The sequence below is a fragment of the Amycolatopsis speibonae genome (assembly GCF_042647925.1).
Taxonomy (GTDB): Bacteria; Actinomycetota; Actinomycetes; order Mycobacteriales; family Pseudonocardiaceae; genus Amycolatopsis; species Amycolatopsis speibonae.
In genome coordinates, this window is the sequence record NZ_JBHRWK010000105.1 from 26,479 (window position 1) to 50,576 (window position 24,098).

28 protein-coding genes are annotated in these 24,098 nt (G+C 69.5%); 15 read left to right on the forward strand and 13 right to left on the reverse strand.

What is annotated here, in order from left to right; all coding sequences use genetic code 11:
- Positions 1-191 precede the first annotated feature (191 nt).
- Both ACFOSH_RS40885 and ACFOSH_RS40890 read left to right on the forward strand, forming a co-directional pair.
- Entirely contained in the window at positions 192-977 is a 786-nt protein-coding gene (locus ACFOSH_RS40885) for an SDR family oxidoreductase (protein WP_378246630.1), read from the forward strand.
- Between the two features lie 12 nt (positions 978-989).
- On the forward strand, positions 990-2,054 hold the full coding sequence (locus ACFOSH_RS40890; RefSeq protein WP_378246632.1) for an NAD(P)H-dependent amine dehydrogenase family protein: 1,065 nt from the start codon (positions 990-992) through the stop codon (positions 2,052-2,054).
- A 140-nt stretch (positions 2,055-2,194) separates the two neighbouring features.
- On the opposite strand, the gene lgt is transcribed toward ACFOSH_RS40890, so the two are convergent.
- The 3 genes from lgt to ACFOSH_RS40905 are packed head-to-tail and all read right to left on the reverse strand — an operon-like array spanning position 2,195 to position 5,576.
- Positions 2,195-3,238 (reverse strand): prolipoprotein diacylglyceryl transferase, encoded by a 1,044-nt coding sequence (gene lgt, locus ACFOSH_RS40895; protein WP_378246634.1) that lies wholly within the window; start codon positions 3,236-3,238, stop codon positions 2,195-2,197.
- A 29-nt stretch (positions 3,239-3,267) separates the two neighbouring features.
- Complete coding sequence (locus tag ACFOSH_RS40900) at positions 3,268-4,437, reverse strand: M20 metallopeptidase family protein (protein WP_378246636.1); 1,170 nt, start codon at positions 4,435-4,437, stop codon at positions 3,268-3,270.
- Positions 4,434-5,576, reverse strand: a complete 1,143-nt coding sequence (locus ACFOSH_RS40905) for an amidohydrolase family protein (RefSeq protein ID WP_378246638.1) — start codon at positions 5,574-5,576, stop codon at positions 4,434-4,436. Before ACFOSH_RS40905 ends, ACFOSH_RS40900 begins: the two co-directional genes overlap by 4 nt.
- Before the next feature lie 96 nt (positions 5,577-5,672).
- Between ACFOSH_RS40905 and ACFOSH_RS40910 the strand changes: the two genes are divergently transcribed.
- Positions 5,673-7,046: a glutamine synthetase family protein gene (locus ACFOSH_RS40910; protein WP_378246639.1), complete on the forward strand. Its 1,374-nt coding sequence runs from the start codon at positions 5,673-5,675 to the stop codon at positions 7,044-7,046.
- Positions 7,047-7,116: 70 nt separating this feature from the next.
- On the opposite strand, the gene trpA is transcribed toward ACFOSH_RS40910, so the two are convergent.
- From trpA to ACFOSH_RS40935, 5 genes are all read right to left on the reverse strand, one after another.
- On the reverse strand, positions 7,117-7,908 hold the full coding sequence (gene trpA, locus ACFOSH_RS40915) for a tryptophan synthase subunit alpha (protein ID WP_378246641.1): 792 nt from the start codon (positions 7,906-7,908) through the stop codon (positions 7,117-7,119).
- Entirely contained in the window at positions 7,905-9,152 is a 1,248-nt protein-coding gene (gene trpB, locus ACFOSH_RS40920) for a tryptophan synthase subunit beta (protein ID WP_378246643.1), read from the reverse strand. Before trpB ends, trpA begins: the two co-directional genes overlap by 4 nt.
- Positions 9,131-9,940 (reverse strand): indole-3-glycerol phosphate synthase TrpC, encoded by an 810-nt coding sequence (gene trpC, locus ACFOSH_RS40925; RefSeq protein ID WP_020630310.1) that lies wholly within the window; start codon positions 9,938-9,940, stop codon positions 9,131-9,133. Before trpC ends, trpB begins: the two co-directional genes overlap by 22 nt.
- Before the next feature lie 192 nt (positions 9,941-10,132).
- The gene (locus ACFOSH_RS40930; protein ID WP_378246645.1) at positions 10,133-10,738 is read right to left on the reverse strand and encodes a Trp biosynthesis-associated membrane protein; all 606 of its coding nucleotides are present in this window, start codon (positions 10,736-10,738) and stop codon (positions 10,133-10,135) included.
- Positions 10,731-12,293, reverse strand: coding sequence for an anthranilate synthase component I (locus ACFOSH_RS40935; RefSeq protein WP_378246647.1), 1,563 nt, complete (start codon positions 12,291-12,293; stop codon positions 10,731-10,733). Before ACFOSH_RS40935 ends, ACFOSH_RS40930 begins: the two co-directional genes overlap by 8 nt.
- Positions 12,294-12,387: 94 nt before the next feature.
- On the opposite strand from ACFOSH_RS40935, the gene ACFOSH_RS40940 reads away from it, so the two are divergent.
- Positions 12,388-12,993 carry a TetR/AcrR family transcriptional regulator gene (locus tag ACFOSH_RS40940; RefSeq protein ID WP_378246649.1) on the forward strand — a complete coding sequence of 202 codons (606 nt, stop codon included), beginning with the start codon at positions 12,388-12,390 and terminating at the stop codon, positions 12,991-12,993.
- A 205-nt stretch (positions 12,994-13,198) separates the two neighbouring features.
- Here ACFOSH_RS40940 and ACFOSH_RS40945 read toward each other — a convergent pair whose 3' ends face one another.
- The 5 genes from ACFOSH_RS40945 to hisF all read right to left on the reverse strand — a co-directional run bounded on the left by ACFOSH_RS40945 (position 13,199) and on the right by hisF (position 15,898).
- Positions 13,199-13,585 (reverse strand): hypothetical protein, encoded by a 387-nt coding sequence (locus ACFOSH_RS40945; protein ID WP_378246651.1) that lies wholly within the window; start codon positions 13,583-13,585, stop codon positions 13,199-13,201.
- Positions 13,586-14,027: 442 nt separating this feature from the next.
- Positions 14,028-14,390, reverse strand: coding sequence for a DUF1304 domain-containing protein (locus tag ACFOSH_RS40950; protein ID WP_378246653.1), 363 nt, complete (start codon positions 14,388-14,390; stop codon positions 14,028-14,030).
- Complete coding sequence (gene hisI, locus ACFOSH_RS40955) at positions 14,387-14,749, reverse strand: phosphoribosyl-AMP cyclohydrolase (RefSeq protein WP_378246655.1); 363 nt, start codon at positions 14,747-14,749, stop codon at positions 14,387-14,389. The genes ACFOSH_RS40950 and hisI overlap by 4 nt, the downstream gene beginning before the upstream one ends.
- Entirely contained in the window at positions 14,739-15,128 is a 390-nt protein-coding gene (locus ACFOSH_RS40960) for a hypothetical protein (protein WP_378246657.1), read from the reverse strand. The genes hisI and ACFOSH_RS40960 overlap by 11 nt, the downstream gene beginning before the upstream one ends.
- On the reverse strand, positions 15,125-15,898 hold the full coding sequence (gene hisF, locus ACFOSH_RS40965) for an imidazole glycerol phosphate synthase subunit HisF (protein ID WP_378246659.1): 774 nt from the start codon (positions 15,896-15,898) through the stop codon (positions 15,125-15,127). The genes ACFOSH_RS40960 and hisF overlap by 4 nt, the downstream gene beginning before the upstream one ends.
- A 38-nt stretch (positions 15,899-15,936) precedes the next feature.
- Between hisF and ACFOSH_RS40970 the strand changes: the two genes are divergently transcribed.
- The 11 genes from ACFOSH_RS40970 (at position 15,937) to ACFOSH_RS41020 (ending at position 24,094) form a co-directional block, all read left to right on the forward strand.
- Complete coding sequence (locus tag ACFOSH_RS40970; RefSeq protein ID WP_378246661.1) at positions 15,937-16,539, forward strand: TetR/AcrR family transcriptional regulator; 603 nt, start codon at positions 15,937-15,939, stop codon at positions 16,537-16,539.
- Between the two features lie 10 nt (positions 16,540-16,549).
- Complete coding sequence (locus ACFOSH_RS40975; RefSeq protein WP_378246663.1) at positions 16,550-17,761, forward strand: phytase; 1,212 nt, start codon at positions 16,550-16,552, stop codon at positions 17,759-17,761.
- A 91-nt stretch (positions 17,762-17,852) separates the two neighbouring features.
- Positions 17,853-18,362 (forward strand): SigE family RNA polymerase sigma factor, encoded by a 510-nt coding sequence (locus ACFOSH_RS40980; RefSeq protein ID WP_378246665.1) that lies wholly within the window; start codon positions 17,853-17,855, stop codon positions 18,360-18,362.
- On the forward strand, positions 18,359-19,360 hold the full coding sequence (locus tag ACFOSH_RS40985) for a hypothetical protein (RefSeq protein ID WP_378246667.1): 1,002 nt from the start codon (positions 18,359-18,361) through the stop codon (positions 19,358-19,360). The genes ACFOSH_RS40980 and ACFOSH_RS40985 overlap by 4 nt, the downstream gene beginning before the upstream one ends.
- Positions 19,361-19,388: 28 nt before the next feature.
- Positions 19,389-20,312, forward strand: coding sequence for an NADP-dependent oxidoreductase (locus ACFOSH_RS40990; protein WP_378246669.1), 924 nt, complete (start codon positions 19,389-19,391; stop codon positions 20,310-20,312).
- Positions 20,309-20,869, forward strand: coding sequence for a putative glycolipid-binding domain-containing protein (locus tag ACFOSH_RS40995; RefSeq protein WP_378246671.1), 561 nt, complete (start codon positions 20,309-20,311; stop codon positions 20,867-20,869). Before ACFOSH_RS40990 ends, ACFOSH_RS40995 begins: the two co-directional genes overlap by 4 nt.
- Before the next feature lie 48 nt (positions 20,870-20,917).
- The gene (locus tag ACFOSH_RS41000; protein ID WP_378246673.1) at positions 20,918-21,643 is read left to right on the forward strand and encodes an ABC transporter ATP-binding protein; all 726 of its coding nucleotides are present in this window, start codon (positions 20,918-20,920) and stop codon (positions 21,641-21,643) included.
- Entirely contained in the window at positions 21,640-22,374 is a 735-nt protein-coding gene (locus ACFOSH_RS41005) for an ABC transporter permease (RefSeq protein ID WP_378246675.1), read from the forward strand. The genes ACFOSH_RS41000 and ACFOSH_RS41005 overlap by 4 nt, the downstream gene beginning before the upstream one ends.
- A 25-nt stretch (positions 22,375-22,399) precedes the next feature.
- On the forward strand, positions 22,400-22,786 hold the full coding sequence (locus ACFOSH_RS41010; RefSeq protein ID WP_378246677.1) for a PPOX class F420-dependent oxidoreductase: 387 nt from the start codon (positions 22,400-22,402) through the stop codon (positions 22,784-22,786).
- A gap of 143 nt (positions 22,787-22,929) precedes the next feature.
- Positions 22,930-23,520, forward strand: coding sequence for a Panacea domain-containing protein (locus ACFOSH_RS41015; protein WP_378246679.1), 591 nt, complete (start codon positions 22,930-22,932; stop codon positions 23,518-23,520).
- A gap of 28 nt (positions 23,521-23,548) precedes the next feature.
- Positions 23,549-24,094 (forward strand): Fic/DOC family protein, encoded by a 546-nt coding sequence (locus tag ACFOSH_RS41020; protein ID WP_378246681.1) that lies wholly within the window; start codon positions 23,549-23,551, stop codon positions 24,092-24,094.
- The last annotated feature ends 4 nt before the right edge of the window (positions 24,095-24,098 follow it).

The following is a 24,098-nucleotide window of genomic DNA, read 5'->3' on the forward strand; positions in this document are numbered from 1 at the left end:
GAGAAGGCCCGTCGATGGGTAACGATCTGGACGCCCGGAACGACTGAGTTCCTGATGGGGTCGCGGTAGTTTGTTCCGCTAAGTATATGTCCTGTTCCGGGATGTCACGAGACACGGTGAGGCGACCCTAGTCACTCCGGACACTCTCCGCTCACTGGGACAGTGAACTAGAACGTGTTACAGTTCCGTGCATGATCCTGGACCGTTTCCGGCTCACCGACCAGGTCGCCGTGGTCACCGGCGCCGGACGCGGGATCGGCGCGGCGACGGCCGTGGCGCTCGCCGAGGCGGGCGCCGACGTGGTGATCTCGTCCCGCACCGAAACCCAGCTCGACGACGTGGCGGCCCTGGTCGCCGCCACCGGCAGGCGTGCCCACGTGGTCCCCGCCGACCTGAGCGATCCGGCCGCCGCGGCCGAGCTGGCGCGGATCGCGACAGTGGCATTCGGACGGCTGGACCTGGTGGTCAACAACGTCGGCGGCACCTATCCCCGGCCGCTGCTGGAAACCGGTACCGAATTCCTCGAAGAAGCCTTTCGCTTCAACGTCTCCACCGCGCACGCGCTGACCGTCGCGGCGGCACCGTCCTTACTGGAGGCGGGCGGGTCGGTCGTCAACATCTCGTCGGTCATGGGCCGCGTGACCGGCCGTGGCTTCGCCGCGTACGGGACGGCGAAGGCCGCGCTGGCGCACTACACGCGGCTCGCGGCGGCCGACCTCGCGCCGAAGGTGCGGGTGAACGCGATCTCCGTCGGCTCGGTCGCGACGTCCGCGCTCGGCGTGGTGGTGGGCAACGACGAGCTGCGCGGCCGGATGGAAGCCGCCACGCCGCTGGGCCGGATCGGCGAGGCCGAGGACATCGCGGCCACCGTCGTGTTCCTGGCGTCGCGCGCGGGCCGGTACGTCACCGGCAAGATCGTCGAAGTCGACGGTGGACTGCAGGCCCCGAACCTGGAACTGGGCCTGCCCGATCTGTAGGAGGCGAACGCCGTGCGCGTGGTCCAGTGGAGTACCGGGAACGTCGGGCGTCACGCGCTGGCGGGGATCGACGCCCGGCCCGATCTCGAACTCGCCGGGGTCTGGGTTTCGAGCGAGGCCAAGGCGGGCGTGGACGCCGGGGAGCTGGCCGGGCTCGGGCGCTCGCTCGGAGTCGAGGCGACGACCGACGCGGACGCGCTCATCGCGCTGAAACCGGATTGCGTGCTCTACACCGCGATGGCCGACGACAGGCTCGTCGAAGCCGTCGAGGACCTGAAACGGTTCCTGCGCGCGGGGATCAACGTGGTGTCCAGCAGTCCGGTGTTCCTCCAGTACCCCGAAGGTGTCGTCCCGCCGGAGCTGATCGAGCCGATCCGCGAGGCCGCCCGCGAAGGCGGTGCTTCGCTGTGGGTCAACGGCATCGACCCCGGTTTCGCCAACGACTGGCTGCCGCTGGTGCTCACCGGCGTGTGCGAACGGATCGACGAGGTTCGCTGTCTGGAGATCCTCGACTACTCGACGTACGACCAGGCCAAGGTGCTGTTCGACATCATGGGCTTCGGGCGGGAGATGGAAGACCTTCCCCTGCTGCTGCAGCCTGGTGTGCTGTCGCTGGCCTGGGGCAGCGTCGTGCGGCAGCTCGCGGCCGGGCTGGACGTCGAACTCGACGCCGTCGAGGAGGTCTACGAGCGGCTTCCGGCACCCGAGACGTTCGAGATCGCCTCAGGGACGATCAAAGAGGGCACTGCGGCGGCGCTGCGGTTCGAGGTGCGCGGCATGCGCGGCGGACGGGCGGTGTGCGTGCTGGAGCACATCACGCGCCTTCGGGGCGACCTCGGCCCCGACTGGCCGCAGCCGTCCGGGCAGGGCTGCTACCGCGTCCAGGTGACCGGGGAGCCCAACTACGTGCTGGACCTGCGCTTGGTCGGGACCGACGGCGACCACAACACGGCCGGGCTGAAGGCGACCGCGATGCGGCTGGTGAACGCGATCCCTGCGGTGGTTGCGGCTCCGCCCGGGCTGCTGACCGCGCTGGATTTGCCTCTGGTGACGGGGCGGGGCCTGGTCTCCCCCTGAGGCACCGAGCGCCGGGGTCGTGAGTGGTAAGTCGCGTTAGAACGACACTTGCCACTCACGACCGCTGGTCGTGAGTAGTGAAGGCCTCCTTGCCTACCTTGAGCGTAGGGAAGGAGGCCTTCACGGACTTGCTCGGAGCGCTACTTTTCGGCCTCGGGCTTCGGGTCCTCGGTCGCCTTGTCGGCGGCGGAGTCCCGGACCGTGTCCGGAGCCGCGGCGACTTCCGCGTGTGCTTCGTCCTTGGGTTCCGAAACCTCGGAGGCGGGCTCGGACTCGTCTTCGCGCGGCACGTCCTTGCTCCACAGCGTTTCCGGCGCTTCCCGCGGCCCCCGCTTGGCGGCCAGGACGAAGTACACGATCGCCGCGACGAACAGGAGGATCGAGGTCCACACGTTGACCCGCAGGCCCAGGATGTGGTTCGCGGTGTCGGTCCGCATCAGCTCGATCCAGAACCGGCCGGCGGTGTACCCGGCGACGTACAGCGCGAACACGCGGCCGTGGCCGAGGCGGAACTTCTTGTCCGCCCAGATGACCAGCAGCGCGACACCGAGGTTCCAGATCAGCTCGTAGAGGAACGTCGGGTGCACCGGGCTGTCCTGCAGCGGGATGTGCCCGATCGCGACGCCGTTCAGGAAGTCGTCCGGGTTGTTCACGTTGATGCGCTGGTAGATCTCCAGGCCCCACGGCAGGTCGGTGTGCGCGCCGTAGAGCTCCTGGTTGAAGTAGTTGCCGAGCCGCCCGATGGCCTGCGCGATCACGAGCCCCGGCGCGAGCGTGTCCGCCATCGCGGGCAGCGGGATCCCCCGGCGGCGGCAGGCGATCAGCGCGCCGACCGCGCCGAGCGCGACCGCGCCCCAGATGCCGAGGCCGCCGTCCCAGATCTTCAGCGCGTCGATCGGGTTCTTGCCCTCGCCGAAGTACAGCTGGTTGTCGGTGATGACGTGGTACAACCGCCCGCCGACCAGGCCGAACGGCACCGCGAAGACGGCGACGTCGATGACGGTGCCCTTCGTGCCGCCGCGGTTCACCCAGCGCCGCTCGCCCAGCCAGATCGCCACGATGATGCCGGCGATGATGCACAAGGCGTACGCCCGGATCGGGACCGGCCCGATATGCCAGACGCCCTGGTCGGGGCTGGGGATGGTCGCGAGGAACGCTGCCGAGGCGGTATTCACGTCGGCCACCGTAGCGCTTCATCCACTTCTGGGGACCGTCAGCCCTCGACGGCGGCCAAATAGCCTGCGATCAGCGCCGACGCGACCTGCCGGATGGCGGAGTCGGGCGGCAGGAACAGTTCGTCGTGCAGGCTGGGCGCGCCCGCGGTGTCGCCGAGGCCGACGAACATCATCAGCCCGCGCGTCATCCCGCAGTAGTGCGCGAAGTCGTCGGCGCCGAACGACCGGAAATCGGTGTCCACACCCGCCCCCGCCCGGACGAGCCGCCGGTGCGCGCGCCGGGTGAGCCCGGCGTCGTTGTGCAGCACCGGTTCGCACGGGCTGATCTCCAGTTCCGCCCGGCAGCCGTGCGCTTTCGCGGTGCCGTGGACGATCTCGGCGAGCCCTTCCAGCGCGAGGTCGCGGTCCTCGGCGCGCATCAGCCGCAGCGAGCCGGACAGGCGGGCCTCGTTCGGCACGACGTTCGCCGTCCGTCCCGCCTCGATCCGGCCGACCGAGCAGACCGCGCCGAACACCGGGTCGACCCGGCGGCTCGCGAGCTGCTGCAGGCTCACCACGAGCTGGCTGAGCGCGAGGATCGGGTCGCGCAGCAGGTGCGGGTAGCCGGCGTGCCCGCCCTGGCCGCGGACGATCACGTCGAACTCGTCCGTCGAGGCGTTGACCGGTCCGGGCACGGCCGACACGACACCCGCCGCGAGCCGCGGCTGGACGTGCGCGCCGATGACAGCGCCGACGCCGTACTCGGTGAGGACGCCGGAGTCGACGATGTCCAGCGCGCCGGACGGCGAAGTCTCCTCACGCGGCTGCAGGAGCGCGAGGATCGGCCGCGGTATCCCGACGGCGGCCGCCGCGCGGCAGGTGGCGACGAGCGCGGCCATGTGCACGTCGTGCCCGCACGCGTGCATCAGCGGCGTCTCCGAAGCCCACGGGACCCCGGTGCGCTCGGTGACCGGCAGCGCGTCCAGTTCGGTGCGCAGCGCCACCGCCGGTCCCGGCCCGCTGCCGGGGAACAGCACGGCGCGCCCGGTCTTGGCGACCAAGACCCCTTCGTCGGCGCCCAGCGCTTCGACGAGGACCCGCGTGGTGTCCTCTTCGTCCCCCGACGCGCGCGGATCGGCGTGCACCCGGTGCCGCAACCCGATCGCGGACGGCAGCTCCGCCTCGACCGCGGCCTCCCACCGGTCCTGCAGTTCGTCCAGTTCCGTCATGTCCCCTCCAGCCCGTACACCCGTTCGGCGTTGCGGTGCCCCACCAGCGCCACTATCCGATGTGCGTCCACTTCGGACAGTACGTCCGCGGTGAGCCCCGCGTACAGGAAATCCGACAGTCCCTGCCGGAACAACGCGGTGCCGAGGTGGTACAGCTCGGCCAGCCCGAACGCGTCCGTGGAGAACAGCAGCTTCCCGAACGGCACTATCTCCATTGTCTCCGCGATGATCTCGGGCGCACGGTGACCGACGTTGTGCGTCGCGAGCCCCACGTCCATGAACACGTGCTCGAAGACCTGCGCCAGATACGCGGCGTTCCGGTGGAAGGGATAGTTGTGCAGCAACAGGATCGGCACTCCGCGTGACCTTGTCGCCCGCAGCAGCCCGGTGAGCAGCAGCGGATCGCACCGGTGCAGGTCCACGTCGGAATCTCCGAAGCCGACATGGAACTGGATCGGCAAGGCCAGCTCGATCCCGGTCCAGACGAGGAACCGGTGCAGCACCTCGTCGGCGAGCCGGACCGGTTCGCCCGCCTCGATCCGGGCGAGCCAGCGGCCCGCCGCTTCGGCGACTTCGGCGTCCGTGGGCCGCTCCCCCGCCAGTTCGAGGCCGACCCGGTAGGCGGCGATGGACTTGAACCCCACCGCCGTCGTGGCACGTTTCGCCAGTTCCCCGGCGAAGGCCGAGGCGAACCCGGCCGCCGTGGTGGACTCGATCACCGCTTCGGCGACCTGTTCGAGCCGGACGATGTCCCGCGCGCGGGCCCCGGACAGATGCGCGAACTGCTCGGTCGTGGTCAGCGAGTCCGGCAGGAACCCGCCGTCGAGCAGGAACTCGGCCGTGCCGGTGGCGCGCAGGAATCGCGCGTTGACCTCGGCGGCGCCCAGTTCGGCGCGACGGGCGAGGTAGACCTCCGCGGGGACGTGCGGCGGCAGGTCCAGCATCGGGGCGCAGCGGGCCCGGACCGCGAGTCCGATCAGCGAGTCGAACAGGGTCGTGCCCAGTGACGAGACGGTGTCGGCCTCGGTGAGCATCTGCTCGAACTCGATCCGGCCCAGGTCTCCGGTGACGACGCCGTGGCAGTGGTGGTCCACCAACCGCGTCGCGGCCACGAACGGCAGGATCCCGGGTCCCGGCATGAGCGCGTCCCTTCTCGTGATCGACGAATCGCGCCTCACCCTATGGCCGGATCCGGGCATGGCAAGGGGCCCGCGATGAGGCCAGGATGAGGAACCATGGTGAACCGGGAAGAACTGACCGCCCGCGCGACCGCCCTCACCGCGGATCTCCGGGCGAAGGGTGTCGAACTCGTGGCGCTGACCTTCGTGGACAACGCCGGGATCGCCAGGGTCAAGGCGGTACCGCTGCGGAAACTGCCGTCCGCGGCCGCGTGGGGTGTCGGTGCTTCGAAATCCTTCGACTTCTTCGGTTACGACGACGTCATCACCGGCGGCGAGCATTCCCTCGGGCCGGTCGGCGACCTGCGGCTGCATCCGGACCTCGACGCGCTGACCGTGCTCGCCGGGCAGCCCGGCTGGGCCTGGGCGCCGGTGACGAAACTCGACCAGGAAGGCGAGCCGCATCCGCAGGACCCGCGCGCGCTGCTGGCGACGGCGGTGGAGCGGCTTGCCGCGCGCGGTCACCGGGCGAGGATGAGTTTCGAACTCGAATGGGTGGTCACCAGCGCCGACGCCCCGGACGATCCGACGTCCGCCACCGCGGGCCCGGCCTACGGCTACGCGAGGCTTTCCGAGCACGCGGACTATCTCCGCGCGCTGGTGTCCACTTTGGACCAGCAGGGGGCCGGGGTGGAGCAGATCCATCCCGAGTACGCCGACGGCCAGTTCGAACTGTCCGTCGGCGCCGCCGATCCGGTGCGCGCGGCCGATATCGCCGTCCTGACGAAGGAGACGATCCGCGCGCTCAGCCACCGGCACGGGCTGAAAGCGTCCTTCACCCCGAAGTTCGCGCCCGACGGCGTCGGCAACGGCGGACACGTGCATCTGAGCGTCTGGGACGGTGGGCGGAACCTCTTCTCCGGCGGGGAAAGGATTTTCGGGCTGACGCCGGTCGCCGAGTCGTTCAGCGCGGGCATCCTGCGGCGGCTGCCCGCGCTGCTCGCGATCGGGGCGCCGTCGGTCGTCAGCTATCTGCGGCTGGAGCCGCACCACTGGGCCGGGGTGTACGCCGCGTGGGGGCTGGAGAACCGGGAGACGCCGCTGCGGCTGGTGCGCGGGGTCGCCGGCAACCGTGAGTCGGCGGCGAACCTCGAGGTCAAATGCTTCGACCTGACCGCGAATCCGTACCTGCTGGCCGCCGCCCTGCTGTTCGCCGGGATGGCGGGTGCCGATGAGGAGGCGTCGCTGCCGGAGCCGGTGGACGTGGATCCGGGGACGCTGACCGAGGCCGAACGCGCCGCGCGCGGGATCGAGCGGCTGCCTCTGCGGTTGGAAGACGCTGTCGCGGCGTTCGAAGCGGACAAGGGCCTGGCCGCCGCGTTCGGCGCGCCGCTGGCGACGACGATCGTGGACGTGCGGCGGGCGGAGATCGAGCGGTTCGCGCACGCGAGCGCGAAGGAGGTCACCGAGGCACAGCGGTGGCGGCACTGACCTGTTAGCGCGTGAAGGCCCCCTTCCCGCGGCTGAGCCGAGGGAAGGGGGCCTTCACGCGCAATGAGGTTTAAGCGGGGGCGACGGTTTTCCGTACCCCGGCGGCCAGTTCGGCCGACAGTTCGCGGACCGCGTCGGTCCCGCTCGCCGCGGCCGTGACCAGCGCGGAGCCGACGATGACTCCGTCCGCGAACCCGGCGACCTGCGCCGCCTGCTCGCCGGAACGAACGCCGAGCCCGACACCGATCGGGAGTTCCGTATGCGCGCGGGTCCGCTCGACCAGGTCCTCGGCGTGCACGCCGACCTGGTCACGAGCCCCTGTCACACCCATCACCGCGGTGGCGTACACGAAGCCCGAAGAGGCCGCGACGGTCTTCGCGATCCGCTCTTCCGAGGAGGACGGCGCGACCAGGAAGATCCGGTCCAGACCGTGCTGCTCGGACGCCGCGATCCAGGCGTCCGCCTCGTCCGGGATCAGGTCGGGGGTGATCAGGCCGAGCCCGCCCGCGGCGGCGAGGTCCCGCGCGAAGCGGTCGACGCCGTAGCGGTGCACGGGGTTCCAGTACGTCATCACGACGGCGTTGCCGCCGCGCGAAGACACCGACTCGACGACCTCGAACAGGTGCTTGAGCTTGAAGCCGCCGGAGAGCGCGCTCACCGACGCGGCCTGGATGGTCGGGCCGTCCATCACCGGGTCCGAGTAGGGCACGCCCACCTCGACCAGGTCGGCGCCGCCGTCGACCACCGCGGCCAGCAGGTCCTTCGAGCCGTCGACCGTGGGGAACCCGGCGGGCAGGTATCCGATCAGGGCTCCGCGACCCTCGGCCTTGGTCTTCGCGAAGACGTCGTCCAGCCCACTCATGCGTTCTCCACCAGGCCGAAGTACTTCGCGGCCGTGTCCATGTCCTTGTCGCCGCGACCGGACAGGTTCACGATGATGAGCCCCTCCGGGCCCAGTTCGCGGCCGAGCACCAGCGCGCCGGCCAGCGCGTGCGCCGACTCGATCGCCGGGATGATGCCCTCGGTGCGCGAAAGCAGCTTGAACGCGTCCATCGCCTCGGCGTCGGTCACCGGCCGATACTCGGCGCGGCCGCTGTCCTTGAGCCACGAGTGCTCCGGGCCGACGCCCGGGTAGTCCAGGCCCGCCGAGATCGAGTGCGACTCGACGGTCTGGCCGTCCTCGTCCTGCAGCAGGTACGTCATCGCGCCGTGCAGGTTGCCCGGCGTGCCCTTGGTCAGCGTGGCGCCGTGACGGTTGCCCTCGATGCCCTCGCCGCCCGGTTCGAGACCGATCAGGCGCACGGAGGCGTCGTCGATGAAGCCGTGGAAGATGCCGATCGCGTTCGATCCGCCGCCGACGCAGGCCGCGACGGCGTCCGGCAGGCGTCCGGCCTGCTCCAGGATCTGGACGCGGGCCTCCTCGCCGATGATCTTGTGGAAGTTCCGCACCATCATCGGGAACGGGTACGGACCCGCCGCGGTGCCGAACAGGTAGTGCGTGGTGTCGGCGTTGGTGACCCAGTCGCGCAGGGCCTCGTTGATCGCGTCCTTGAGCGTGCGCGAACCCGTCTTCACCGGGATGACCTCGGCGCCGAGCAGCTTCATGCGGGCGACGTTCAGCGCCTGCCGCTCGGTGTCGACCTCGCCCATGTAGACGATGCATTCCAGGTCCAGCAGCGCGCAGGCGGTGGCCGTGGCCACGCCGTGCTGCCCGGCCCCGGTCTCGGCGATGACCCGCTTCTTGCCCATCCGCTTGGTGAGCAGCGCCTGGCCGAGCACGTTGTTGATCTTGTGCGAACCGGTGTGGTTCAGATCCTCGCGTTTGAGGAAGATCCGGGCGCCGCCGGCGTGCTCACCGAAGCGCTTGGCTTCGGTGAGCAGCGACGGACGGCCGGCGTAATCACGCAGCAAGCGTCGGAACTCGTTGACGAAGTCCGGGTCGGTCCTCGCCTTGTCGTATTCCGCCGCGACCTCGTCGACGACGCCGATCAGGGCCTCGGGCATGAACCGGCCGCCGTACGGGCCGTAGTAGCCCCGCTCGTCCGGGTCGTGCTCGCCGTGCGGTGTTTCGGTGTATTCGGTGGTCATCGGGAAGGCCTCGGGCACGCCGGGTGCGAACCGGCCGTGACCAGCTTGACCAGCGCGCCCTTCGGGTCGCCGGAAGCGACGAGGCCTTCGCCCACGAGGACGGCGTCGGCGCCGTGACCCGCGTAGGACATCAGGTCACCGGGGCCGCGGACTCCGGACTCGGCGATCTTGAAGACGTCCATCGGCAGGCCGGGGGCCAGCCGTGAGAAGACGTCCCTGTCGACCTCGAGGGTGTGCAGGTTGCGGGCGTTGACGCCGATCACCTTCGCGCCGGCTTCGAGGGCCTTGTCGGCCTCTTCGGCGTTGTGGATCTCGACCAGCGCCGTCATCCCGAGGGATTCGACCCGGTCCAGCAACGCGATCAGGGCGTTCTGCTCCAGCGCCGCCACGATCAGCAGCACCATGTCCGCGCCGTGCAGCCGCGCCTCGTGGACTTGGTACGGGCTGACGATGAAGTCCTTGCGCAGCACCGGGATGTCGACCGCCGCGCGGACCGCGTCGAGGTCGGCGAGCGAACCGCCGAACCGCCGCTGCTCGGTCAGCACGCTGATGACCCGGGCTCCGCCGTCCGCGTAGTCCTTCGCCAGCGCGGCCGGATCCGGGATCTCGGCCAGATCGCCCTTGGACGGGCTGCGCCGCTTCACCTCGGCGATGACGCCGATGCCGGACTCGCGCAGGGCGGCCAGCACGTCACGGGGAGGTGCGACCTGGGTCGCACGCTTCTTCAGTTCGTCGAACGGCAGAACCGCCTCGCGCTCGGCGAGATCGGCGCGGACGCCGGCGACGATGTCTTCGAGCACGCTCACCGGAGTCCCTCACCAGCCGTCGTACTCACGGATTCCTTCGCAAGGTCGCTCACAAAAACCTTCCCCTTCCCGCCGAAATGATGCTAACCCCCGCACGGATACGGCCTGGTTCCGGGTATGTCCGTTACTCCGAATGCCAACCGTGTCATCTTTGCCGGGAAAGATCCCCGAAACCCGCGAAATCCGTTGCCGTCACCGGGTCGCGGTGGGATCTTCGCCTTCGGAAAGCGCCTCCCACAGCTCGGTCTCCGGATCCTTCGCGGCCCGCTTCTTCGTCCCCGGCGCCGAGTACTTCGCGCCGAGGCGTGGCATCCGGCCCGCGCCCTTGATGGCTGCCAACCCGCCCGCGGCCACGAGAATTCCCCCGAGGATCGCCAGCCCGCGGGCTCCCAGCACCTGGGCCACGGGCAGCCCGTCGGCGAATCCGGTGAACGGGCCGTCCGCCACGCCGATCCACACCGCGGCGACACCGGACACGGCGAGTACCACTCCGAGCACCCGGCGTGGCCAACCACCGGTGGCGATCAGGCCCGCCGTACCCGCCAGCGCCAGCAGCGCGAGCGGAACCAGCGCGACGGCCCGCGTTGAACCGATTTCCGTGTACACCACGGTGCCGCGCACCCCGCCGTCACGGAACTCGGCGAACCACACGAGCTGTGAGGACCCCCACAGCGCGACCGCGCCCAGCAGCAGGCCCACCACGGCGATCCACAGTGGACGCTTGGCTTTCTTCGCCGGTGGGACGGCGCTTTCCGGGGCCTCGCTTTCCGGGACCGCGCTTTCCGGCAGCTCAGACACGGGTGCTGTCACCCGCCGGGTCGAGTTCGTCCGCCGCGATCATCGTCTGCGCCGCCGCGACGGCGGACAGCACGGTGCGGGCCTTGTTGAGCGACTCGTTGTCCTCGTAGTCGGCCACCGAGTCGGCGACCACTCCCCCGCCCGCCTGGACGTACGCGACGCCGTCCTTCATCAGCGCGGTGCGGATCGCGATCGCCGTGTCGGCGTCCCCGGCGAAGTCGAGGTAACCGACGACGCCGCCGTAGAGCGCCCTGCGGGTCGGCTCCAGCTCCTCGATCAGCTGCATCGCGCGGACCTTCGGCGCGCCCGAGAGCGTCCCTGCCGGGAAACAGGCGGTGACGGCGTCGAAGGCCGTCTTGTCGTCGAGGAGTTCGCCGGTGACCGTCGAGACGATGTGCATGACGTGGCTGTAGCGCTCGACGTCGAAGAAGTCGACGACACGCACGGTGCCGGGCTTGCAGACCTTGCCGAGGTCGTTGCGGCCGAGGTCGACGAGCATCAGGTGCTCGGCGCGCTCCTTCTCGTCCGCGAGCAGGTCCTTGGCGAGCTGGGCGTCCTCTTCCGGATCGGCGCCGCGCCAGCGGGTGCCCGCGATCGGGTGTGTGGTCGCGCGGCCGTCCCGCACGGTGACCAGCGACTCCGGGCTGGATCCGACGATGTCGAAGCCGGGCAGGCGCAGCAGGTACATGTACGGGCTCGGGTTGGACGTGCGCAGCACGCGGTAGACGTCCAGCGCGTCGGCCTGGGTCTCGATCTCGAAGCGTTGCGACGGCACGATCTGGAACGCTTCACCCGCCTTGATCGCCTCGACGGCCTTCTCGACGGCCGCGTGGAAGTCCGGCTTGGAGCGGCGGCGCGTGAATTCGGGCGCCGGGCGGTCGAAGACGGCGGCCGTGGCCGGGGCCGCGACGTGCAGCTGCTGGGTCATCGCGCCGAGGCGCGCGACAGCGTCGTCGTAGGCGGCATCGACCCGCTCGGGGGAGTCGTCCCAGTTGACCGCGTTGGCGATCAGCGTGACCGTGCCCTCGTGGTGGTCGAAGGCGGCCAGGTCGGTCGCCAGGAGCATGGTGAGCTCGGGGATGTCGAGGTCACGCTCGGCGAGCTCGGGGAGCCGTTCGAGCCAGCGGACGGCGTCGTAGCCGATGTAGCCGACCATCCCGCCGGTGAGCGGGGGCATGCCGGGCAGCTGCTCGGTGTGGAGCGCGGCGACGGTCTCGCGCAGCACGGTGAGCGGGTCGCCCTCGGTCGGCAGGCCGACCGGCGGGGTGCCGGTCCACACGGCCTTGCCGTCACGCACGGTCAACGCGGCGGGGCTGTCGACGCCGATGAACGACCATCGGCTCCAGGAAGCGCCGTTCTCCGCCGATTCGAACAGGAACGTCCCCGGCCGGTCGGCGGCGAGCTTGCGGTAGACCCCGATGGGGGTCTCACCGTCGGCGAGCACGCGGCGGACAACGGGGATGACGCGTCGGCCCTCGGCGAGCGCGCGGAACTCGTCGCGCGAAGGGCTGACCGAGCCGAGCCCCGACGGGCTGGCGTTTGCGGCGCTGACCATGGACCTCATTGTGCTGCACCGCCGGACGAGCGAGGACCGGGGGATGAATTCAAGGATTGTTGAATTTCGCGCCGGGTCCGTTCATGATGACGCCATGGCTGGTGAAGACACTACCGTCCGGCGCCGGGGACGGCGGCCCGGCGGGCAGGACACCCGGACCGCGCTGATCGAAGCGGCCCGCGCGGTGTTCGGCGAGAACGGCTTCGACGGTGCGACGGTGCGGGCGATCGCGACCCGCGCCGGCGTCGACGCGGCGATGGTCAACCACTGGTTCGGCAGCAAGGAAGGGCTGTTCGCCCAAGCCGTGCTGAAACTGCCGTTCGACCCGCACGAACTGCTCGCGGAACTGACGAACGGCCCGGACGAGGAGTTCGGGCGCCGGATCGTGCGGACGTTCCTCACCCGATGGGACGGCGCGGGCGGCGAGGTGTTCCAAGCGCTCGTCCGCAGCGTCGCCGGGCACGAACAGGCCGCGCTGGTACTGCGCAGCTTCTTCCAGAACTTCTTCACGAAGATCATCGCCGGACTCGGCTCGGACCGCGTCGAACTGCGGACCTCGCTCTGCGCTTCCCAGCTGGTCGGGATGGGGCTGGTGCGGTACGTCGCGAAGTTCGAGCCGATGACGACGAGCGAGATCGACCCGCTGGTGACCGCGATCGCGCCGACGGTGCAGCGCTACCTGACCGGGGACATCGACTGAGTCGGCCCGTGAGTGGCGTTTCGGCCCCTCGCGGTGCCTGCCGGCGAGGCCTTCACCACCAGGTGAACGAGCACCGCCGGGCAGTTCGCGTGACCAGAGGGGCGACACGTGTGTCTGGAGGGACGACACCTGTGATCAGACGGACGACACGCGGCGGGATCCGGCCACCAGCGTGTCGTCCCTCCAGCCACGCGAAACCATCGGTTCAGTCCGTGTCCGGCTCGATCTCCTTGGCGGGAACGGTGTAGAGCGTGTCTTTGTGGAACCGGCCGCGCAGGAAGATCACGATCATGTCCGTTCCTTCGCCGCCGACGAAGACGGGAGCCTTCTTGACCCGGGGCGCGATCCTCAGCGACCGTCGCGTGGCGAGGAATTTGTACTCGTTTTCGAAGAACACGTCGATCTTGGGGAACAAGCCGGTCCGGACCGTCGCCGTGGCCTCGCGCAAGCCGGTCCTCGACGCCGAGCGATACCGTTCGCGCCAAAGCCGGGCGGCGTACAGGCACATCGGAAAACCGAGGAGCGCGGAGAAAGTCAGAAAGGTCAGGAAACCGCCACCGGAATCGCCGCGGAGACTACCCCCGACCGTCAAGATCTTTTGGGGTCTCCTACCGCGTAGGACAGAAAGATCTTGTCCCGGTCTGGTACCTGTCCCTCGAATCCACGGGTACCGAGATCGTGTACGACTTCGCGCCGGCCGGATAGGTGAGTGTGACCGCGAGAGGGTTCGGTTTGGTGCGCCCTCTACCTGAACCCCGTTCCTCGTCATCTTCAAGGAATCCTGCCGAAGCAGGTCGACACTTATCAGACCGGCGACGAACAAGGCCAGCCAGAGCACCGACAAAGCCGGCTCGCACCTTTTGGCGCGAAAGTTTCTCGATCGGCGGAGTGGCCACTTCTTCGCGCACCGACTGCGCGGCGCGGCTTTTGACGGCGTCGACGTCCGCGGCGGACAGAGGCCGCCCGGCGATACGCGGGCGCCGTCTCGGACGGTCGCGCCCGGCTGGTCTTCTCCCCGGTTTCATGCGCTGAGGTCAGCCCGCGACCAGCACCGCGATCAGTGCCAGCGTGCCAGGCACCACCTGCACGAAGAAGATCTTCTTGCTCGCCGTCGCCGTCCCGTAGAGCCCGGCGACGATCACGCAGGCAAGGCCGAAGATCTTGAACTGCCAAGCGGTACTGCCGGTCGCGATCAACCCCCAGATCAGCGCGGCGGCGAGGAAACCGTTGTACAGCCCCTGATTCGCCGCGAGCGGCGCGCTCTCCTTCGCGAACTCCTCGGTGGTGCCGAAGGCGGCGCGGGCACGCGGGGTCGTCCACAGGAACATTTCGAGCACGACGATGTACAGGTGGATCAGCGCGACGATGCCGACCAGGACGTTGGCGACGACATTCACGGGTTCTCGCTCTCGTCGGCCAGCAGCAGCCGTTCGTCGGTGTCGAAACAGGTGTGCGTGCCGGTGTGACAGGCCGGGCCTGTCTGGTCGACGCGCAGCAGGACGGTATCGCCGTCGCAGTCGATCCGCACCTCGCGCACGTGCTGGACGTGGCCGGAGGTCTCGCCCTTGGCCCACAGTTCGCCGCGGCTGCGCGAATAGTAGGTCCCGCGCCGGGTGGTGAGGGTGCGTTCCAGCGCCTCGTCGTTCATCCACGCCATCATCAGGACGTCCGATGTGGAGTGTTCGACGACGACGGCGGCGATCAGCCCGTCGGCGTTGCGCTTCAAGCGATCCGAGAGGGCGGGGTCAAGCGTCATTCGTGGCTCCGAGAAGGTGCCGTTTCACCGGCATCGAGTTGAGCAGGACCGCCGTGTAGATGTACCCGGCGAACAGGATCCCGGAGACGATCTTCACCCAGAAGAGTTCCGCCGCCAGCATGGACAGGGCGTGCAGCAACGCGAACAGGAAGCTGACGCCGAAACCGGCGAACCGCGCCGAACGCATCCTCAGCACCAGCCCCGCCACGACGAGACCGCCGAGCACCACCGAGGTTCCCGGCAGCAGGAACGTCCGCGCGGTGGAATACGGCGCGAACATGAGGATCGCGGCCATCCCGACGTACGCGGCGCCGAGGCCGAGCAGCATCGCGCAGACGACCTTGACCTCGGTGGAGGCCTTCCACTTGTTCGGGATCACCGGACCACGACTCCCCCGGCGCGCAGGGCGCTCTTGACCTCACCGATCTTCAACTGTCCGAAGTGGAACACGCTGGCCGCGAGCACCGCGTCCGCGCCGGCCTCGACGGCGGGCAGGAAGTGTTCGAGCGCACCGGCGCCGCCACTGGCGATCACCGGGACACGGACGGCCGCGCGCACCTGGGTCAGGAGTTCGAGGTCGAAGCCGTTCTTGGTGCCGTCGGCGTCCATCGAGTTGAGCAGGATCTCGCCGACGCCGAGTTCTTCACCGCGCGCGGCCCACTCGACGGCGTCGATCCCGGTGCCGCGGCGGCCGCCGTGCGTGGTCACCTCGAACCCGGACGGCGTCGGTTCGGTGCCCTCGGGGACCCGGCGTGCGTCCACCGACAGCACGACGCACTGCGCGCCGAACCGGCGGGACGCCTCGCGCAGGAACTCCGGCCGCGCGATGGCCGCGGTGTTGATGCTCACCTTGTCCGCGCCGGTGCGCAGCAGCCGGTTGACGTCGTCGTTCGTGCGCACGCCGCCACCGACGGTGAGCGGGATGAACACCTGCTCGGCGGTCCGGCGGACGACGTCGAAGGTGGTCTCGCGGTCCCCGGAGGACGCCGTGACGTCGAGGAAAGTGAGCTCGTCCGCACCCTCGGCGTCGTACCGGGCGGCGAGTTCGACGGGGTCGCCAGCGTCGCGCAGGTCGGCGAAGTTGACGCCCTTCACCACACGGCCCGCGTCGACGTCGAGACACGGGATGACCCTGACTGCGACTGACATGGGGACAAGCGTAGTCAAGGGCGTTCTAAGCTCGCGGAATGGCACAGGCGGGGCGGCGGCCGGGGCAGAACGAGACGCGGGAGGAGATCCTCGACGCGGCAAGGCGCAGGTTCGCCGAACAGGGTTACGACGGGGCGACCGTGCGCGGCATCGCGGCCGACGCCGGGGTCAACGCCGCGTTGCTGCACCACTTCTTCGGCACCAAGCAACGGCTCTTCGCCGCGTCGATGAACCTGCCGGTCGACCCCGGTGAGCTCGTCCCCCGGATCCTCGAAGGCCCCGAAGACGAGATCGGCGAGCGCCTCGTCCGCGCGTTCCTCGGCCTGTGGCAGGCCCCGGAGGGCCGCGCGCCGTTCCTGGCCATGATCCGGTCCGCGACCACGAACGAGCAGGTCGCGACCATGATGCGGCAGTTCCTGGAGCGCGCGGTGCTGGCGCGGGTCGCCGAGGCGCGCGGCGTGCCGAAGGTCCAGGTGGCGGGGATCGCCGCGCAGATGGTCGGGTTCGCGCTGCTGCGCTACGTCATCGGGCTCCCGCCGCTGGTCGCCGCCTCGGAGGACGAGGTCGTCGCGATGCTGGCCCCGGTCGCGCAGTACTACCTGACCGACGGCGTTCACCGGCCGGACACCCCGCGCGGCTAGCTTCCCGAAGATGCGCATCGCCCTCGTCCCCCTTGTTGCGGCCTCCCTGCTCACCGGGGTGCCCGCCGAAGCGAGCCCGAACCCGTCGCCCGTGGCGCAGACCAGGGCGTTCGTCGACGACGCGGGCGCGGACCCGGCGAACGCCGACGCCGACGACCCGGCGATCTGGGTGCACCCGAAGGACCCTTCGGCCAGCGTCGTCCTCGGCACCCTCAAGGAAGGCGGACTGGCCGCGTTCGATCTGAAGGCGCGGCAACTCCAGCAGCTGGCCGTGCCGACGGGCGGGCGGTTCAACAACGTCGACGTCGTCGGCGACCTCGCTGTCGTGAGCGACCGCGGCCGGGACCGCGTGCGCGTCTACCGGATCGACCCCGCCGGTGCCGCCGCGGGCTCACGGGTGCTGCGGGACGTCACGGATCCTTCCGCCGCACCGGTTTTCTCCGCGTCGGAGTCCGAAGTGGACGAGCAGCGGACGGCGTACGGACTCACCGCCGGACGCGACCCGCGCACCGGCGCGCGCTGGGTCGCGGTGACTCGGCGGCACGAGACCCGCGTGGCACTTTTGCGACTTGTCGACAAACCGGGCGGCACCGTCGGCACGGCGTCGATCGGCACGATCGACCTGCCGTCGGAGTTCCGGCTGCCGAACGGGAAGACGTGGTCGCCGTGCGGCGAACCGGACGAGCGCCCGCAGCTGGAAGGTTCGGTGCTCGACGTCGAGCACCGCGTGCTCTACACCGCGCAGGAGGACGTCGGGATCTGGCGGATCCCGGTGAACGGCGGCGGGTTCGGCCGTCCCGAGCTGATCGACGAGGTGCGTTCGTTCGGGGTGCCGCAGCGTTTCGACGAAGCGGCCGAGGAGTGCGTCGCCGACGGTCCCGACCCTGGTTTCGGCGGCAAGTGGCTGACCGCGGACGCCGAGGGGCTGGCGCTGGCCGGCGGCAAGCTGCTCGCGTCGAGCCAGGGCGACTCGCGGTTCGTGGTCTACGACAGCGCCGGCACCGCGCGGCGCGACTTCCGGATCGTCGCCGGCCGCGGGACCGACTCGGTCGAGCATTCCGACGGCGCGGCGATCACCACCCGGCCGCTGGGCCCACTGTTCCCGCACGGTCTGCTGGTGGTGCACGACGGCGAACGCCGTCCGGCCGCCACCGGCCCCTCGGGTGAGGAGCTCGCGACGACCGGGTTCGCCTTCGTCCGGCTGGAGACCGCCGTCCGGTGATCACCTTCACCCGAGAAAGTTCGGCTCCCGATGCATCAGCCCGGTGGTCCCGTGCGTCACTAGAGCGAGACCACCGGCTGAGGGGGACCACGTGCCTGCGACCTTCGACGAGTTCGTCGCGGATCGCCTGGACGGGCTCCTGCGCTACGCGACCGTCCTGACCGACGATCCGTACCTGGCGCAGGACATCGTGCAGGAGGTACTGCTGCGCGCCCAGCAACGCTGGACGAGGATCGACTCGCCACCGACGTACGTCCGCCGGATGGTGACCAACGAGTACCTGTCGTGGCGACGGCGCCTGGCGGTCCGCCGCGTGGTGCCGTCGTCGCCGGAGGTACTCGATCTGGTGAGCCCGCCGGTCTCCGATCACGCTGTCGAATACGACGAACGCGACGCGATGCTGGACCGGCTCGCGAAGCTCCCGCGCAAACAACGCGCCGCGATCGTGCTCCGCTACTACGAGAACTACTCCGACGAGGAGATCGGCGCGGTACTCCGCTGCACGACGTCGACCGTGCGCAGCCAGATCTCGCGCGCGCTCGCGACCCTGCGGGAAACCGATCCGTCCTCGTCTGTTCAGCCCACGGGAGCCCGCAAATGACCCGACTGAGTGAAGAGAACACCGAGGACCTGATCCGGGAGAGCCTCGACCACCTCGCGACGAGAGCGCCCGACGGGGCGGAGATCCGCGACGCGCTGGCCCAGCGGTCGCGAAGCCGCCCGACGATGGCACTGGCACTGGTCGCGGCAGCGGTCGCGATCATCGCGCTCGGTGTCCCGCTGGGCCTGCGGGCCTTCACCGCGGTCCCCCCGGCCGCGCAGCGCAACGCCGATTGGGCGGTGCTGCCGTACAAGCCCGGCTGGCTGCCCGACGGCTTCCGGGAAACGAGCCGGAGCGCGAAGCCCTATCCCGCACCGCAGATGCGGGAGTGGGGCGGCGGCGAGTTCGGCCAGATCCAGCTGACCAGCACGCCGTTGAGCGACGAACGGTCCGGGCCGTGGACGATCGCGCCCGCGCCGAACCAGATCATCGTGCGCGGCAAGGTCGGCATGGCCGTCGAGGTCTACGGCCAGGGAACGATGCTGACCTGGTCGCCCGACGACGTCTACCTGCTGACCATGAGGCTGCTCAACATCAAGGATCCGCGCGCGGTCGGCGAGCGGATCGCCGAAGAGATGGTGCCGGACAACCGCGCCCGGGTCTCGGGGGAACTGCGGTTCGGACGGCTGCCCGCAGGCCTGGAACTGTCGGGGGTGCGGACGTTCATGAAGGTCAGCGGGGGCGCGACCGAACTGGAAGCCACGCAGGCCGGGCAGCCCGCCTCGGCCGCGGTCGTGACGGCGTCGCTCAGCGGCGACCGGCCGGTGCCGGACGGCGCGGAACCTGTTCCCGTCAAGGTGAAGGGTCGCGACGGCAGCTACCTCCCCGAGCGGGAAGGGGCGCTCGGGCACCAGTACGGCGTGGTGGCCGTCCAGGTCGACGGCGGGCGATGGCTCACCGTGTCGGGCAAACGGGATCAGGCCGCGCTGCTCGACATCGCCGACAGCCTGCAGATCATTCCCGGGGACTACACCTGGTTCGGGAAACCGCCGGAATAGCGACGGCCGGGTGAGGGTTGTCGCCGGTATGACGGACACCTACCGCTCGATCGCGTTCACCGAATTCGGCGACTCAGGGGTCCTGCGTGTCCTCGACCGGGAGCTTCCCGAGCCCGGCCCCGGCCAGGTCAGGGTCGCCGTCCGGGCCGCGAGCGTGAACCCGATCGACTGGAAGATCCGGTCCGGGCTGATGGCCGCGGTGTTCCCGACGGAGTTCCCCGCCGTCCCCGGTGGAGACGTCGCGGGCGTGATCGACGCGGTCGGCGAGGGCGTCACCGCCTTCGCGACCGGGGACGAAGTCCTGGGGACCGGTATCGGCGGATACGCGGAGTACGTCCTCGCGGAGGCGGCGAGCTTGATCCGCAAGCCCGAGCCGCTGTCCTGGGAGCTGGCCGCGGCGCTGCCCGTGGTCGTCAACACCGCCTACCGCGCCCTCGACCTGCTGGACCTCCAGAAGGGCGAGACGCTGCTCATCGATGGCGCGGCGGGTGGTGTCGGCACGATCGCCGTCCAGCTCGCCGTCGCGCGCGGGCTCACCGTCGTGGGCACCGCGAGCGAAGCGAACCATGACTACCTTCGCTCCCTGGGCGCCGTCCCGGTGCAGTACGGCGAAGGACTCGCCGAGCGCGTACGCGTCGCCGCGCCGCAGGGCGTCGACGCGTCCTTCGACACCTCTGGGCGTGGCTCCCTGGCCACCCTCGTCGAGCTGACCGGCGGCCCGAAGCGCGTCGTCACCATCGCCGCGCCGGACGCGGCCGACCACGGCGCCCGCTTCACCTCGGGATCCCCCGCCGACCAGGTCCCCGGCTCGCTGGCCGAAGGCGCCGAACTCGCCGCCGAAGGCAAGCTCGAGCTGCCGATCGCCCGGGTCTACCCACTCGCCGAAGCGGCCGCCGCCCAGGACGAGAGCGAAACGGGCCACGTCCGGGGCAAGCTCGTCCTGGTGCCGTGAACCTTCCGGCGGCGGCGAGCTGGCGGCATCAGGAGTCGAGGACCGGTCTCGAAGTCGCGTTCTTCCAGGGATACGAAGGCGGCCTGCGGATCAGCGGCGCCACGACGGCGGTCGAGGACGGGAAGTCCTGGTTCGTGGAGTACTCGATCGCCGTCGACGCCGCCTGGCGGACGAGGCGGGCGGAGATCTCCGGCCGGTCGGCGTCGGGCACCCGGCGCACCGTGCTCGAATCCGGCGGCGACGGGCGATGGTGCGTGGACGGGGTCCCGGATCCGCGCCTCGACGGCTGTTTCGACGTGGACCTCGAGTCGTCGTCGATGACGAACACGCTGCCGGTGCACCGGCTGGACCTCGCTTCGGGAGCCGCCGCCGAGGCGCCCGCCGCGTATGTCCGGGCGGGCGACCTCGCCGTGGAGCGGCTGGAGCAGCGCTACCAGCGGATCGGCGACCTCGATTTCGCCTACACGGCACCGGTTTTCGCCTTCTCCTGCGTGCTGCGCTACGACGAGAACCTGCTGGTCGTCGACTATCCGGGTATCGCCGTCAGGGTCTCCTGAACCACGGCCTCTTGACTCGCGCTTCTCAACGGGCGCAGAATTAAACGTATGGCTAATTCGGCGATCTCCGTGACCGGCCTGCGAGTCGTCCGCGGCGGCCGCGAGGCTGTCAGGACCATCGGTTTCGAGACGCCGCGAGGCCGGATCACCGGCCTGCTCGGGCCGAGCGGTTGCGGCAAGACGACGCTGATGCGGGCGATCGTCGGCGTGCAGATCGTCGCGGCGGGCGAGGTCACCGTGCTCGGCCATCCCGCGGGCAGCCCGCCGCTACGGCGGCTAATCGGCTACGCCACCCAGAACCCGGCCGTCTACGCCGACCTCACCATCACGGAAGCCTTGCGCTACTTCGCCTCCGTCCTCCGCGCGCCGGTGTCCGATGTGGACAGGGTGATCGACGAGGTCGGGCTCGCCGACCACGCGGGCAGGCTGGTCGGCTCGCTTTCGGGCGGGCAGCACAGCCGTGCCAACCTCGCCGTCGCACTGCTCGGGAAACCCGAACTGCTCGTCCTCGACGAGCCGACCGTCGGCCTGGATCCCGTGCTCCGCGACGAACTCTGGTCGCTGTTCCGCGCTCTCGCCGACGGCGGGGCGACGCTGCTCGTGTCCAGCCACGTCATGGACGAAGCCGCGCGATGCGATCGCCTGCTGCTCATGCGCGAAGGCCGGATCCTCGCCGAAGACACCCCTGCCGGGCTGCGGGAACGCACCGGGACGACCGATCTGGAGCAGGCGTTCCTGCGGCTGGTCCGCGAAACCGAGGCGGCCCCGTCATGAACCCCGCCCTGACCCTGGCCACGGCCCGCCGCATCCTCCTGCAGCTCCGGCACGATCCGCGCACCGTCGCGATGCTGATCGTCGTCCCGTCGCTGCTGATGGTGCTGCTGCGTTTCGTCTTCAACTCCGAAGCGGTGTTCAGTCGCGTCGCCCCGGCTCTGCTGGGCGTCTTCCCGTTCCTCATCATGTTCCTGATCACCTCGATCACCACGCTGCGCGAACGCACCACGGCGACCTTGGAACGCCTGATGACGCTGCCGATCGGCAGGCTCGACCTCCTCTTCGGCTACGCGATCGCGTTCGGCTCGATCGCGATGGTGCAGGTCGGCGTCGCGACCGGGATCTCACTCGCCTGGCTGGGCCTCGACATCGCGGGCTCGATCGGGATGCTGCTGCTCATCGCCGTCCTCGACGCCCTGCTCGGGATGGCGCTGGGCCTGTTCGTGAGCGCGTTCGCGCGGACGGAGTTCCAGGCGGTGCAGTTCATGCCACTGTTCGTCCTGCCGCAGATCCTGCTGTGCGGGCTGTTCGTGCCACGCGGGGAGATGGGCTGGCTGCTCAACTGGCTTTCCGACGTGATGCCGCTTTCGTACGCCGTCGAGGCGCTCATCCGCGTCACCGCTTCGGGCATCGTGGACGCGACGCTGATCCGGAACCTGCTCGTCGTCGGGGCGTGCGCGCTGGCCGCGCTGGGCCTCGGCGCGGCGACGTTGCGGCGCCGAACGCCCTAGCCTCTGAACAGCCTAGACTCCCCGCATGGGATCGGAGTTCGAGCGGATCGCCGCCGAGAAGTACGTCATGCTGACCACCTTCCGCAAGAACGGCACCCCGGTGCCGACCCCGGTCTGGGCGGCCGGCGACGGTGGCGAGCTGGTGCTCTGGTCCGAGCGGAAGGCCGGCAAGGTCAAGCGCATCCGCAACAGCGGCCGGGTCGAGCTGCAGGCCTGCGACCTCCGCGGCACCAAGACGCACGGCGACGTCGTCACCGGTGAGGCACGGCTGCTGGACCTCGACGGGACCGAACGCGTGCGCAAGGTGATCGCGCGCAAGTACGGGATCACCGGGCACGTGACGATGTTCTTCAGCAAGCTTCGGGGCCCGAAGGACCGGACCGTGGGAATCGCGATCAAGCTGGCGGAATGATCCCGGGAACGGCTCATCGCACTTGACATTCTCGAACACATGTTCGATTATGGTGGTCCGGCAGTTCACCGTCAGCGACTCTCAGATGCCCGATTCGAGATCGCGGCACGGTAAGATGAAGCGAATCAGAGGAGGTGGTGGCCGTGGCCAGCGTGCGTGACGTGGCTGCCGCCGTGCTGACTCACACCGGCCCGATCACGACGATGAAGTTGCAGAAACTGCTCTACTACTCACAAGCATGGCATCTGGTGTTCCAGCACGAACCGATGTTCGACGAGAAGATCGAAGCATGGCCTCAAGGGCCCGTCACGCCGTCGATCTTCGCCGGGCACCGAAAGCAGTACCAAGTGACGAACTGGCCGAGCGGTCACGCCAGCGCGCTGACGGAACCCGAGAACGCGACGTTGACCTGGGTAATGGAAAAGTACGCGCACTACTCGGCCGAGACCTTGTCGCGGATGACCCACATGGAGTCCCCGTGGCGGATCGCCAGGGGAATAGTCGCCGAAAACGAGAAATCGTCCCAGGCCATCTCGCACGATCAGATGCGCCACTTCTACGCCAGGCAGATCGCCGATGTCGATGTCGCCGTCGCCCAAGCGGCGGCCAGTGCGGCCATGGAAGGCATCGATCTCGACGACGACTGGCAGCGGACAATCCGTGACGTCGCAACGAAAACGCGCACTGCCGACGACCTGGTCGCCGAAGAAATAGAGCGAGCCCGCCGGAAGTGAGCGATCCGTACAGCCTTCCCGGAGGGAAGTGCCTCGCAACAAGCTCGACATCGAAGAAGCAGAGGTCTTCAAACAGGCCGAAGCGCGCATCGTCAGTATTCGAGACGTCGGACTCGCCCGTGAAAGTCTCCCTGGTGAATACACCCTCGAACATCTACAGAGCTTCCACCGTGAGCTCTTCAAGGATGTCTACGACTGGGCCGGAAAGACCCGCACCGTGGACATCTCCAAGGGGGCGTCGCAGTTCTGCTCCTGGAGATTCGTCGACGAGCAGACGTCAGCGGCACTGGGGAAGCTCGAAGCCGATGGCTGGCTGCTCGGCCTGAACCGCGAGAACTTCCTCGAGCGCCTCGCTTGGTACTACTCCGAATTGAACGCCATGCACCCGTTTCGCGAAGGCAACGGGCGAACACTGAGAGCCTTCCTGCGGCAGCTGTCCGCCGCCGCGGGCTGGCGGCTCGACTGGTCCGCGCTCAACAAGGAAGACAACAACGCCGCGTCGAGTCACAGCCTGCTGACGACCAAGACGACCGAGCTGGTCAAAGTTCTCGCGCCCGTTGTCGTCCGCATGTGATCAG